The 11311-nt window shown below is 75.9% G+C and carries 15 protein-coding genes; 11 read left to right on the plus strand and 4 right to left on the minus strand.

Features of this window, described 5'->3' with window-relative positions; genetic code table 11:
- The first annotated feature begins 627 nt into the window (after window positions 1-627).
- Together VGH76_RS18115 and VGH76_RS18120 are read left to right on the plus strand one after the other, a co-directional pair.
- Window positions 628-1083 carry a DUF7144 family membrane protein gene (locus VGH76_RS18115; protein ID WP_331558108.1) on the plus strand — a complete coding sequence of 152 codons (456 nt, stop codon included), beginning with the start codon at window positions 628-630 and terminating at the stop codon, window positions 1081-1083.
- Between the two features lie 266 nt (window positions 1084-1349).
- A complete protein-coding gene (locus VGH76_RS18120; protein WP_331558109.1) occupies window positions 1350-2246 on the plus strand; it encodes a phytanoyl-CoA dioxygenase family protein in 897 nt (298 codons plus the stop codon).
- An 85-nt stretch (window positions 2247-2331) separates the two neighbouring features.
- Here VGH76_RS18120 and VGH76_RS18125 read toward each other — a convergent pair whose 3' ends face one another.
- Together VGH76_RS18125 and VGH76_RS18130 are read right to left on the minus strand one after the other, a co-directional pair.
- A complete protein-coding gene (locus tag VGH76_RS18125; RefSeq protein ID WP_331558110.1) occupies window positions 2332-2646 on the minus strand; it encodes a type II toxin-antitoxin system PemK/MazF family toxin in 315 nt (104 codons plus the stop codon).
- Window positions 2643-2873 (minus strand): hypothetical protein, encoded by a 231-nt coding sequence (locus VGH76_RS18130; protein ID WP_331558111.1) that lies wholly within the window; start codon window positions 2871-2873, stop codon window positions 2643-2645. The genes VGH76_RS18125 and VGH76_RS18130 overlap by 4 nt, the downstream gene beginning before the upstream one ends.
- 6 nt (window positions 2874-2879) lie before the next feature.
- Here VGH76_RS18130 and VGH76_RS18135 point away from each other — a divergent pair, with 6 nt between their 5' ends.
- The 5 genes from VGH76_RS18135 to VGH76_RS18155 all read left to right on the plus strand — a co-directional run bounded on the left by VGH76_RS18135 (window position 2880) and on the right by VGH76_RS18155 (window position 5593).
- Window positions 2880-3098: a methyltransferase gene (locus VGH76_RS18135; protein ID WP_331558112.1), complete on the plus strand. Its 219-nt coding sequence runs from the start codon at window positions 2880-2882 to the stop codon at window positions 3096-3098.
- A gap of 182 nt (window positions 3099-3280) precedes the next feature.
- On the plus strand, window positions 3281-3808 hold the full coding sequence (locus VGH76_RS18140) for a flavodoxin (protein WP_331558113.1): 528 nt from the start codon (window positions 3281-3283) through the stop codon (window positions 3806-3808).
- A gap of 162 nt (window positions 3809-3970) precedes the next feature.
- A complete protein-coding gene (locus tag VGH76_RS18145) occupies window positions 3971-4423 on the plus strand; it encodes a hypothetical protein (RefSeq protein ID WP_331558114.1) in 453 nt (150 codons plus the stop codon).
- A 112-nt stretch (window positions 4424-4535) separates the two neighbouring features.
- Entirely contained in the window at window positions 4536-4703 is a 168-nt protein-coding gene (locus VGH76_RS18150) for a hypothetical protein (RefSeq protein WP_331558115.1), read from the plus strand.
- Entirely contained in the window at window positions 4700-5593 is an 894-nt protein-coding gene (locus VGH76_RS18155; protein ID WP_331558116.1) for a universal stress protein, read from the plus strand. Before VGH76_RS18150 ends, VGH76_RS18155 begins: the two co-directional genes overlap by 4 nt.
- Window positions 5594-5668: 75 nt before the next feature.
- Here the strand turns inward: VGH76_RS18155 and VGH76_RS18160 are convergent, their stop codons facing one another.
- On the minus strand, window positions 5669-8350 hold the full coding sequence (locus VGH76_RS18160) for a GNAT family N-acetyltransferase (protein ID WP_331558117.1): 2682 nt from the start codon (window positions 8348-8350) through the stop codon (window positions 5669-5671).
- Window positions 8351-8616: 266 nt separating this feature from the next.
- Here VGH76_RS18160 and VGH76_RS18165 point away from each other — a divergent pair, with 266 nt between their 5' ends.
- Window positions 8617-8883, plus strand: coding sequence for a hypothetical protein (locus VGH76_RS18165; protein ID WP_331558118.1), 267 nt, complete (start codon window positions 8617-8619; stop codon window positions 8881-8883).
- Window positions 8884-8887: 4 nt separating this feature from the next.
- Here the strand turns inward: VGH76_RS18165 and VGH76_RS18170 are convergent, their stop codons facing one another.
- A complete protein-coding gene (locus tag VGH76_RS18170; RefSeq protein ID WP_331558119.1) occupies window positions 8888-9298 on the minus strand; it encodes an STAS/SEC14 domain-containing protein in 411 nt (136 codons plus the stop codon).
- Between the two features lie 264 nt (window positions 9299-9562).
- Here VGH76_RS18170 and VGH76_RS18175 point away from each other — a divergent pair, with 264 nt between their 5' ends.
- From VGH76_RS18175 to VGH76_RS18185, 3 genes are all read left to right on the plus strand, one after another.
- Window positions 9563-10093, plus strand: coding sequence for a universal stress protein (locus VGH76_RS18175; protein WP_331558120.1), 531 nt, complete (start codon window positions 9563-9565; stop codon window positions 10091-10093).
- 124 nt (window positions 10094-10217) lie between these two features.
- Window positions 10218-10766 carry a universal stress protein gene (locus VGH76_RS18180; protein ID WP_331558121.1) on the plus strand — a complete coding sequence of 183 codons (549 nt, stop codon included), beginning with the start codon at window positions 10218-10220 and terminating at the stop codon, window positions 10764-10766.
- 36 nt (window positions 10767-10802) lie between these two features.
- Entirely contained in the window at window positions 10803-11279 is a 477-nt protein-coding gene (locus VGH76_RS18185; RefSeq protein WP_331558122.1) for a universal stress protein, read from the plus strand.
- Window positions 11280-11311: the final 32 nt, after the last annotated feature.

Consider the following 11311-nt stretch of genomic DNA (forward strand, 5'->3'; position numbering starts at 1 on the left):
AACCGGTACTCGCGGGACAGCGCGGCCTCGACCGTGGTGCGGGCCTCCCGCTCGCTGCTGACACCCGCACGGAAGGCAGCCCGGTCGTCCGCGGCCGGATGGTCCACTGCGCGCGGTGAGCCCTCCACCACCACACGTCACGGCACGCGACCCCCCAGGTCAAGCCGGCGCCTCCGGTTGCCTGGATCTGAGCCGTGAGGAGGCTGAGCACCTCTTTCAGGACGTGAACGACCGACCCACCAGGCAATTGTTCCGTCTTCTACCTCCTCCACGGCACCCGCGACGCCCCTCGGCGAGGGCTCGGCCAGGACGCCGTCGGCGAGGATTTGGACCGCGCATGACGAAACCCGGCGGCGGTGGAGGGCCCCGCAGGTCGAGATGGACTCACGCCAGCCCGACGACGAGGACCCGGAGCGCTGTCGGGGAGGCCGTGGCTCCGGTCACGGAGCGAGATCCGGGCCCGTGACCGGGAGCCGCATCGTGCACCGAGGACGAGCACGCGGCTCCGGACTCGTCTTGCGCGGGTGACGCGACCCAGGAACCGGCCGCCGAGACTGGGCGACAGCTCCGACCGCCCCGGTGGAGCGACCGCGACGTACACGTACGCCGAGCGCCGAGGAGAGCGACATGACCGACACCGGACAGACCGCCGCCGTGGGGGCACAGGCGGCGTACACCACGGAGCCCCGGCTCTACGGGTCCGACACCGACAGCCGGAGCAGCTGGATCTCCTTCCCCGGAGCGATGATGGTCCTGCTCGGCGGGTTCCAGATCATCGAGGGCCTTGTCAGCATCCTCCGGCCCGCCTACTACCTCATCGATCCCACGGGCCTCGTGGTCGCGGTGTCGTACACGGGCTGGGGATGGTTCCACCTCCTGCTCGGCGTCCTCGTCCTGGGGACGGCTTTCGGCGTCCTGACCGGCAAGACCTGGGCCCGTGCCGTCGGGGTCGCGCTCGCCCTCCTCAGCGCGCTGGCGAACCTGGTGTTCATCGCCGCGTACCCGATGTGGGCGATCATCGTCATCGCCGTCGACGTGGTCGTGATCTTCGCGCTGACCGGCCGCGACTTCCGGACGCCCTGACCAGGGCCCAGCCGGCGCCGAAGGGTTTCGCCGCGAGGCCCGGGTGCCGCCGGCCCGGGCGCGGAGACCGCGGCGCCGTCGACCGACACCCGTGGGTCCGTGGCCGTCGACGGCCCTCGCGAGCCACTCGGTCGCGCCCGGGCCGATGGCCCTGCCAGCGCCCGTACGGCACGAGGGTCGTGCCGCGAGCCGAGCTCGCTGACCGGTTGTGATCAGGGTTGCGCGCTCCGTAGGTTGCTGGTCTTCGGTATGTGGGGAGGCCGAGCGTGCTCATCGACGAGATCCGGCAGACACCGGCCAAGGTCATCAGCGAGGATCAGCGCGAGTCCTACTGGGAGAACGGTTACCTGCTGCTCGAGGGGATCATCTCCGCGCAGTGGCTCGACCGGCTCCGGGCCACCACCGAGGAGATCGTCGAGCGCAGTCGCGCGCTGACCGCCTCGGACTCCGTGTTCGACCTCGAGCCGAACCACTCCGCCGACGCCCCGCGGCTGCGGCGGGTCACGAGTCCGGTGGACCAGCACCCGGACTACTGGGCGTACGCCCGCGACTCGCTGCTCGCCGACGTCGCCGCCGACCTCGTCGGCCCGAACGTGGCGTTCCACCACTCCAAGCTCAACTTCAAGTGGGCCCGCGGCGGCGCCGAGGTCAAGTGGCACCAGGACATCCAGTACTGGCCCCACACCAACTACAGCCCGCTGACGTTCGGGACCTACCTCTACGACTGCGGGCCGGAGCAGGGCCCGCTGGGCGTGCTCCCGGGGAGCCACGACGGACCGCTCTACGACCTCTACGGCGACGACGACGCCTGGACCGGCGCTCTCTCCCCGCGCGACGCGGCGACGCTCGACGTCGGGCGCACGGTCTATCTCGAGGGGCCGGCGGGCTCGGTGACCGTGCACAACTGCCGGACCGCGCACCACTCCGCGGCCAACGAGTCACCGGTCGGCCGCCCGCTGCTGCTCAACGTCTACTCCTCGGCCGACGCGCACCCGTACACGTTCAACCCCCTCGGGTCGAGCCACGCCCGGGAGATCGTGCGCGGCGCAGCCGTGCGGTGGGCTCACCACGACCCGCGGCCGTGCCTTGTGCCTCCGGACTGGTCGGGCGGGTACACCAGCCTGTTCGCGTTGCAGCAGGGCGAGTCGCCCGGGCCGATGTGAGAGGCGGGCTCACGTCCCGCTACCCAGGCCTGCCATGACCAAGCGGTGGCCGCGGAGCCGGACGCTGCCCCGCCGGCCCGGTCGGTCAGCGCTCCGGGGTGGCGAGGATGCGGAAGACCATGGTGTTGACCTCGGTGAGGGTCTGGACGTCGACGTGACGCAGCAGGGCGCTGAGCCTCAGCTTGCGCAGGCTGCTGATCATTCCGGGAGCGGCCCAGCCCTCACCGACCTCGACGCCGAAGCCGGCGTCGGGCTCGGAGTCGAAGATCGGGACGATGACGACGGTGGGCTCGCTGGGGATCTCGTTGTAGACCGTGGACGACACCACGAGCACGGGCACACCAGCATCGGTGCTCCACACGTCGCCGCGGCGCGGCGCCGACCCGACCGGTCCGGTCACCGTCCGGCGAGCTCGTCGAGGTTGCCGTCGGCCCAGGCTTCGGCAACACGGGCGTGATCGGGGTGCTGAGCCAGCCACTGCTCGTGCGCGGCGCAGCGGCGCCGCATGTCCTCCACGTCGAGCAGCCCCTCGATCCACGCATTCATCGACTGGGCATCGTGTTCGGCGTAGCGGCGGACGGTGTCGTACAGCGCGTCAGGCAACCGCAGGGTGATCGTCCGTGCCATCACTTGATGCTAGCACTACGCGATGCACGCCACACGGCGTCCGCTGGCGCTGCACGTGTCGCCAACGCCGACGCCACGCTGGTGCTGATCGAGCGAGTCGTCCCGCCCGGGAACACCCCTTCACCCGCGAAGTGGATGGACCTGAACATGCTCGTGGTGGCCGGCGGGCGTGAACGCACCGAGACCGAGTACCGGGCGCTGTACGCCGGGCCGGCTTCGACCTGACCCGCGTGGTGACCACCGACAGCCCCACCTGCCTCATCGAGGGCGTCCCGACGGCCGGCTGAGCGACCGGGTCCAACGGCCCGCCGACGGGGGTCGAGACGCGGGACCGACGGCCGGTCCGCGCGCGGCCCCTCCGCGCCAGTGTCGTCGCTCCTGAGCATCCTGACCGGAGGAGGACGGCCGTGACGACGGCGTTGGTGGTGTACGAGTCGATGTTCGGCGCGACGAGGCGCGCGGCACTGGCGATGGCGAACGGCCTCGAGCCGTACGCGACGGTCCGCGTCGCCGAGGTGGGCGAGGCGCCCCGGACGATCCCCGACGAGGTCGGGCTCCTCGTCGTCGGCGGGCCGACGCACGCCTTCGGGCTGAGCCGGCCGCAGACCCGGACCGAGGCCGCGACGCGGACGAGCGAGCCGCTGGTGTCCCCCGGGGAGGGCGTGCGCGAGTGGCTGGAGGCCCTGACGGTGCATCCCGGCCTCGCGGGCGCGGCGTTCGGCACCCGCGTCCTGCGCCGGTGGGCCCCCGGGTCCTCGGCCCGCGCGATCGCCCGCCGGCTGCGCCACCACGACGTCCGCCTCCTCGCCAAGCCGGAGGACCTCTTCGTCGGCGGCGTCGACGGCGGACTGCTCGACGGCGAGGTCGACCGGGCCCGCGAGTGGGCGGCCCGGCTCGGTGCCTCGCTCGCCGCGTCCGCGGGAGCGCACCGGTGAGCGGGCCCGTCGTCCTCGGCGTGGCCGACGGCCTGGTGCGGATGCCGGTCGCGGACGCGGCCGCCGCGTTCGCGGCGCGTACGAACCGGTCGCTGCGCGTGGTGCACGTGCACGCCGGGTCCCCACACCACCTGGGGCGGCGACGCCGGGGTCCGCACCGAGATGTACCTGGGCCGCACCGCACCCGGTCTCGCGGTCGACCGCCTCTGCACGGTGGGTGACCCCGGCGAGGAGCTGCTCGCGGCGGCCGGGCCCGACGGCGTCGTCGTCCTCGGCGACCGCCGCTCCCGGCTGGGGGAGCAGGCCGGGACGACCACGCTCGACGTCGTCGACGCGGCCCCGGACCGGACCGAGGCCCCGGAGGCGCTGCTGCGCCGGGTGCCGGCGGCCCCCACCGTGGTGGCCGTGCGGCCGGCGTCCGGACCGCTGCCCGAGGCCCTCGCCCTCGCCGCGCGGGGCGCCGCGCTGGCCGTCGTCGGGCTCCCGTCCGCGGGCCGCGAGGACTGCGCCGGCGTGCGGCTGCTTGCCCACCCCCCGTGCCCGGTGCTGCTGGTGACCCGCGAGCGGCCCCGTCCCGGGGCAGCGGTCCCGGTGAGCGTGTCCGGGCGCGGCTGACCGACGGGAAGCCGCCGACCAACGGCCGCCGTCGAGGGCCCGAAGGACCCGGGTGCGGACCTCGCCGCCCGGTCAGGCTCTGACCGGTATCGGAGCAGGAGAGGAGCAGGAGATGGACGGCAAGCGCAGGGTGATCGACTTCGCCGGCGTCGCGATCGGGACCGTCGACGACGACGGCTGGGTCGCGGACTTCGCCGGGGTGCGCTTCGGCGTGCTCACCGCCAAGGACGTCGTCGTCGACTTCGCCGGCGTCCGCGTCGGCACCCCCGTCGCGTCGTGAGCGCGGGAGGCGCGGACGCACCGGCGCAGCCCCCTCGGCTGCTCGTCGGGGTCGACGACCACCCGGCCACGCTGCGCGCGGTCGGGTGGGCCGCACGCGAGGCGACGCTGCGCGGCGCCGAGCTCGACCTGGTGCAGGTGCACCCACCGGGGGGCGCGGAGACCGGCGCCCACGCGCCGCGCGGCCGCGCGAGCGCCCTGCTCGACCACGCGCGGCAGGCGGCCCACGAGGTCGCCGCGAACCTCGTCGTCCGGCTCTCCGTCGTCGAGGGTCACGTCGGGCCCGCGCTCGCCGAGGCGGCCGTCGGGGCGTCGCTGCTGGTCACGGGCTCGCGGATCCCCGCCCGGGGCTTCGCGCCCGGGGTGGGCCACACCGTGGCGCACCTGCTGGCGCACGCGCCGTGCCCGGTGGTCGTGGTCCCGCAGAACTGGACGTCCCGCACCATCCACGCGGGGGAGGTCGTTGTCGGGATCGACGGCTCACCACCCTCGGTGGCCGCGGCGGCGTTCGCCGCCGAGACGGCCGAGCGGTGGGGTGTCCATCTCACCGCGGTGACCGTGGGCGCCCGGGTCGACGAGGACGACGCGGTCGAGCTGCAGCGCTGGCTCGCGGAGGCCCTCGCGGGTCTCGCGGAGGACCACCCGGACCTGCGCATCCACGAGGTCGTGCGCTCCGGCAACGCGAGCGAGCAGATCGGCCGCGCGGCGGGCAGCCACACCCGGCTCCTCGTCCTCGCCTCCGGTGGCCGGGGCGCCCTCGGCACGGCCCTGCTGGGCTCGACGTGCCGGGCCGTGATCGCCGGGGCGCGCTGCCCGGTGGCGGTCCTGCCGGCCGCGCTCGCCGTGGCGCCCGGCGGCGCGTCGAGTCGCGAGACGTCGTCGGTCCGGTAGACCGCCACGGCCGTCCGCGCGACGGTCACCGGAGCGGGGGCTCGCCAGAGGCGGGCCCCCGCTTCGGCGTCCGCGTCACCCGGTGCGCGGCACGAGCCGGATCCGGACGTCGACGGTCCGCGCGTCGGTGGCGGTGCAGACGACAGGGTTGAGGTCCATCTCCTCGATCTGGGGGACCATCTCGGCGAGCTGCGCGACGCGGGCGACGAGCTCCTCGAGGCCCGCCCGGTCGAGTCCCGCGGCGGCGCCGTCCCACGGTAGGTACCCCACGAGCTCGGTGACGTCGACGTCGTCGAGCGGCACGAGCCGGTGCCAGCGCCGGTCGGCGAGGTCGGTCCCGGTGCCGCCGACGCCGAGGGCGAGCAGCGGCATCCCCTCGGGGCCCGAGGTCAGGCCGACCAGGAGCTCGGTCCCGGTGGGAGCCATCGGCTGGACGACCACCCCGCGCAGGCGGTCGCCGAAAGCCGCCGCGAACTCGGCGACCGCGGCCCGCACGGCGTCCTCGCCGTCCACCCCCAGCCGGACCCCACCGGCCCGCGACTTGTGCAGCACCCCCTCGGCCTCGGCCTTGAGGGCGACCGGCCCGCCCGCCTCCCGGGCCCGCGCCACGACGTCCTCGACCGGGCCGGTGACGACGGACCCGCCCACCGCGGGCACGGACGCCGCACGCAGCAGCCGGAAACAGCCGTCCGGGTCGAGCCAGCCCCCGTCGGGGTGCTCCGCCAGGAACCCGGAGACGATCCGGGCGACCTCGCCGAGCTCGATCGGCCCGTCGAGGCGCCGCCCGGCCGGGCGGGCGAGGTGCCGGGCCCGACGCACCAGCACGTCGAGGGCCAGGGCGCCGTCGACCGGGTCGGCGACCCGGACCCCGATCGGTGCGAGCGGGCGGCGGGCGTCGCCCTGGGCGGGGCGCAGCGCGGACACGGCAGGCCCCTGGCCGAGGTCGACGTGGACGACCGGGGCGCCCGGCGGTGACCCGGCCAGGGCGGCGGCCACCCCGGCGCCCGGGTCGGAGAGTGCGGTCGGGCAGGTCACGACGAGCACGGCGTCGACCTCCGGCGCGTCGAGCAGGACCTCGAGGCAGGCCGAGATCGTCCCGGGGGACACGGTGGCCGTCGTGTCGACGGGGCCGGCGAGCGCGGCGGTCGGCGGCAGCAGCGCCGCGAGCCGGGCCCGGGTGGCCGGCGTGAGCGGGGGCACCTCGAGCCCGCGGCGGACACAGGCGTCGGCCGCGAGCACGCCGCCGCCCCCGGCGTTGGAGAGCACCGCGACCCGGTGGCCGACCGCCGGTGAAGACCAGGACAGGGCGGCGGTCGCGACGACGAGCTCGTGCAGCCCGTCGAGCGCGATCACCCCGGACTGCTCGAACACCGCGTCGCGGTGCACGGCGGGCGTGGCCGCGGCCGCGGTGTGCGACGCGGCGGCGCGGGCCCCGACCGCGGTGCTCGCCGCCCGGACCGCCAGTACCGGCGTCCGCTCGGCGAGCCGGCGAGCCACCCGGGCGAACACGCGGGGGTTGCCGAACGACTCGACGTGCACGACGGCGACCCGGGTGTCGTCGTCCTCGGCCCACCAGCGCAGCAGGTCGTTGCTGCTGACGTCCCAGCGGTCGCCGATCGAGACCAGGCTCGACAGGCCCAGACCGAGCCGGCGGAACGCTTCGATCAGGGCGATCGCGACCCCGCCGGACTGGGCGACCACGCCGACGTGACCGCGGGGCAGCGGGCCGCGCGCGAAGGTGGCGTCGAGGAAGCCGGAGTCGAGGCCGGCGCTCGCGACCCCGAGGCAGTTGGGCCCGACCAGGCGCATGCCGTGGCGACGCACCGCGCCGCGCAGCCCCTCGGCCTGCGCGGCGGAGAGCCCCGAGGTCACCACGAGCAGCGCGGTGACGCCGAGCCGGCCGCTCTCCTCGGCGACGTCCGGCACCGCCGCGGGCGGTGTCGCCACCACGACCAGGTCCGGGACGCGGGGGAGGGATGCCACTGTCGGGTGGCACCGGATGCCGCCCAGCGAGGTGGCGTGCGGGTTGACCGCCAGCAGCCGGCCGCGGAACCCGCCGGTCCGCAGGGACTCGAGCAGGGCCCGCCCGACCGTCCCGTGCCGGCGGCTCGCCCCGACCACCGCGACGCAGCCGGGGCGCAGCACCGCCTCCAGGCTCGCGCGGTCGGCGCGGACCTCCCGCTCGTAGCCGGCGAACGCGAAGCGCGACCCGGGGTCGTCGACGGGGGCGAGGTCGACGACGATCTCCTCGACGTCCGGCGCGTGACGGCGGGTCAGGGGCAGCCCGAGGTCGTCGAGGACGGTGAGCATGCCGGCGTTCTCCCGCAGGACGACCGCGGTCCACTCCTGCACCCCGCGGCGCCGGGAGGCCCGGGCGGCGGCCTCGAGCAGCAGTGTCCCGACTCCCTTCGACTGCACCGAGTGCGCGACTGCGACGGCGACCTCGGCGCGCCCGTCGGCGGGCGGCAGCGGGGCCTCGGCGATCACCTGGGCCACGCCGACCAGCTCGCCGCCGAGGAGGGCGCCGATCACGAGCGAGCAGGCCGGGTCGAGGGCGCGCTCGGCGTCCTCCGGGGCGTACCCGCGGACCCCGCCGAGGAAGCGCAGCCACCGGTCGTGGGCGGGCAGGTCGGCGTGCAGGCGCAGGAAGGCGTCGCGGTCGGCGCGGTCGAGCTCCCGCACCAGCACCGGTGAGCCGTCGAGCAGGAGGGCACGGTCGGCGATGGGGGTTCCCGCGCTCTGGCGGTGGGACGTCATGGCCCCCAGCGCACCGCGCGGGCCCCCCGCCCCGGCAGAGCCCGGTGGCCCGCACCGCACGGACCTCCGGCCCCGGACGGAAGCCGTCGGCGGGCCCCGGGACGATGTGCCGGAGCGGCCCGGGCCGCACGTCCGCCGTGATCGGTCCCAACGGCCCTGGCCGGTCGGGCCGACCGACCGGTCTCCTGTTCCGCCGTCCCGTCGTGCCGGTCAGGAGGAGGAACCGTGGGTCCCGTTCCCCCGAGCACCGCCCACGGAGCCCACCCGTGACCCGGCCTTCGGAGGACCGCTACCTCTCCGCGACGACGCTGCACGAGGCGGCGGCCGTGCTGGAGGGGCTGGCCGGGCTGCTCGACCGGGTCGACGGGGTGTTCGCGACGGACGCCGCCCACGACGCCGCCCGCCTCCGGGGCCTCGCCGCCACCCTCGCGGAGTGGTCGGTGCAGCCGGCCGCCGTCGTCGTCCCGCCCGCGTCCCGCCAGGCGTGGGAGGACCTGCTGGCCGTGTACGTCACCCACGGCCTGGGCCGGTGAGGGGTCAGGTCGCGGTCGGGGTGGCCTCAGTCAGCGCCGGCTCGAGCGAGCACAGCCAGGCGACGGCGTCGTCGAACTCGTCCTCGCCGAAGGTCCTCATCGGGAACGACATCAGCCAGCCGGCGAGGTGGACGAGCTCGCCGACCCAGCGGATGTCGCTGACGAGCGCGTAGCCCTCGATCCACCGCCCGAGCCCGGGGGTCCGCAGCCAGAGCTCGGTCTTCTCCAGCACCGCGCCCGTGGTGAAGCCCTCGTAGTCCGCGCCGAGCACGAGCAGGACCCGGACCCGGCGGCGCTCGTCGCGGGCCCGGTCGACCTCCGGCTCCACGACCTCGAGGAAGTCCTGGCCGGTCACCGTCCCGGTCGCCCGCAGGGCGAGGACGCCGTCGGGAACGTCCGCGATCGTCTCCAGCATCGTGCCTCTCCCCCCGACCGCCTCGTCGCCGACGACCGTCGACGTCGCCACGACCGTCCGCCGGCGCGACGCCCCGGCGCGACGGTCGGACCGCCCACCTCCCCGGGCCGATGGTCCCGGCGCCGCGGCGGGCCGGGCGGGGCGGACCGCGTGGGACCAACGACGCGCGGCCGGGAGGGCGCAGAGCCCTACCGCACGGCCGCGGGCCGCTCGACGCTCGCGCCCGCCCCGAGGGGCCGCAGACCGCGAGAGGAAGGACCGGACATGGCACAGGACGTCCGGACGGGTGTGGTGGTCGTGGGGGTGGACGGGTCGGCGGACGCCGACGCCGCCCTCCGCCACGGCATGGCGGAGGCCGTGCGACGGGGTGGCCGCCTGCGGGCGGTCATAGCCTGCCGGCCCCCCGAGATCGCGTTGTACGCCTACGACGTGTCCGTCGCGCCGACCCTGGGACGCACCCTGGCGGCGGCCCGCGACGCCGTGGCGGAGCGCGTCGACGCGGTGCGCTCGGGTGCGGGGCCCGAGCTCGCCGACGTCCCCGTCGAGCCGGTCGCGGTGCTCGGGTCGTCGGTGGACGTGCTGGTGGAGGCCGCGCGGCACGCCGACCTCCTCGTGGTGGGTCACCGGGGTCGCGGCTCCTGGCGCAGCGCGATGTTCGGCTCCACCGGGCTGGGGGCGGTGCTGAACGCGCCGTGCCCGGTGACCGTCGTCCGGGTCCCGCGGACGCCCGGGCGCGACCACCTCGCGGCCAGCGGGTCCGCGGCGGCCCCGCTCCCGATCGGCCCGATCGCCTGAGGGCCCGGAAGCCCCACGGGTCAGGACGAGGGACGGGTCGGAGCCGGGCCGTGCGGCCCTACGGCGGCGAGGTGGTGCTCGGCGACGCTGGACTGGCCACGTACCGAGCACGAGGAGCTCACCGATGACCACCGAGACCACGACCACCACCGAGTCCCTGCCGCGGCCCCGGATGGTCCACGAGCCCACTCCCGGCGCGGTCGTCGTCGGCATCGACGGTTCCGCAGGGAGCCGGGCCGCGGTCGAGGTCGCCTGCGACGAGGCGGAGCTGCGCGGTCTGCCGATCGCCGCGGTGGTTGCCTGGACCCCGCCCGAGGTCTGGGTCACCCCCTACCCGCTCGTGCCCTCGGCGCAGGACATGCACGCCGCCGCGATCGACCTCGCCGCCGCGGAGATCCGCGAGGTCCTCACGGCCCGCGCCCGGCGCGGCGCCTCCACCCCGACCTTCGAGCTGATGGCCGCCTCCGGCCCGGCCCCGGTCGTCCTCGAGCGGCTCTCCGCGGCGGCGACGCTGCTCGTCGTCGGCCACCGCGGCCGCGGCGCCGTCGCCAGCCGGCTGATCGGGTCGGTCGGCCTGAGCACCGTGGTCCACGCGCACTGCAGCGTGATGGTGGTCCGGGCGCCGCACGACCAGCGACTCGAGGCCGACGAGCACGAGAGCCACGCCACCTGATCCAGGCCGTCCCGGCCCGAACCCCAGGAGAAGAACATGACTGACAGCACCCCGGTCGTCGTCTGCGGTATCGACGACTCGCAGGGGTCCCGCGCGGCCCTCGAGGAAGCCTTCCGGCTCGCCGCCCGCCGCGGCGCGCGGGTGCGCGCCCTGCTGGTCTACGAGCAGCCGGAGGCCTGGTCGGCGTGGAGCTACGGGCCCGGGGCGGCGGTCCCGATGCCCGAGCCCGAGGTGTTCGGCGAGAGCGCGATGAAGGCCGCCCACGCCGTCGTCGACCCCGTCGTGGAGCGGCTTCGGACCGAGCTTCCGGCGATGCCCGAGGTGGAGGTCGACGCCCAGCCGGGTCACCCGGCCGAGGTGCTCGTCAAGGAGGCCGAGGACGCCGAGGCCCTCGTCGTGGGGCACCGTGGCCGGGGGGCCGTCGCGAGCGCGTTCATGGGCTCGACGAGCCTGGGCTGCGTGCTCCACGCCCCCTGCCCCGTCACGATCGTCCCGCTGCCGGTGCCGGCCTGACGTCCCTGGAACACACCCGCTGCGCCCGGCGC

The organism is Actinomycetospora sp. (genome assembly GCF_036497585.1).
In the GTDB taxonomy this organism is placed as follows: Bacteria; Actinomycetota; Actinomycetes; order Mycobacteriales; family Pseudonocardiaceae; genus Actinomycetospora.

Bases quoted from the DNA above. Each gene is read 5' to 3' on its own strand.
- VGH76_RS18150 (WP_331558115.1), top strand. From the start codon at position 4,536: ATGGACGGCAAGCGCAGGGTGATCGACTTCGCCGGCGTCGCGATCGGG.
- VGH76_RS18160 (WP_331558117.1), bottom strand. From the start codon at position 8,350: ATGACGTCCCACCGCCAGAGCGCGGGAACCCCCATCGCCGACCGTGCC.
- VGH76_RS18170 (WP_331558119.1), bottom strand. From the start codon at position 9,298: ATGCTGGAGACGATCGCGGACGTTCCCGACGGCGTCCTCGCCCTGCGG.
- VGH76_RS18185 (WP_331558122.1), top strand. From the start codon at position 10,803: ATGACTGACAGCACCCCGGTCGTCGTCTGCGGTATCGACGACTCGCAG.
- VGH76_RS18135 (WP_331558112.1), top strand. From the start codon at position 2,880: ATGCTAGCACTACGCGATGCACGCCACACGGCGTCCGCTGGCGCTGCA.
- VGH76_RS18175 (WP_331558120.1), top strand. From the start codon at position 9,563: ATGGCACAGGACGTCCGGACGGGTGTGGTGGTCGTGGGGGTGGACGGG.
- VGH76_RS18180 (WP_331558121.1), top strand. From the start codon at position 10,218: ATGACCACCGAGACCACGACCACCACCGAGTCCCTGCCGCGGCCCCGG.
- VGH76_RS18130 (WP_331558111.1), bottom strand. From the start codon at position 2,873: ATGGCACGGACGATCACCCTGCGGTTGCCTGACGCGCTGTACGACACC.
- VGH76_RS18115 (WP_331558108.1), top strand. From the start codon at position 628: ATGACCGACACCGGACAGACCGCCGCCGTGGGGGCACAGGCGGCGTAC.
- VGH76_RS18145 (WP_331558114.1), top strand. From the start codon at position 3,971: ATGTACCTGGGCCGCACCGCACCCGGTCTCGCGGTCGACCGCCTCTGC.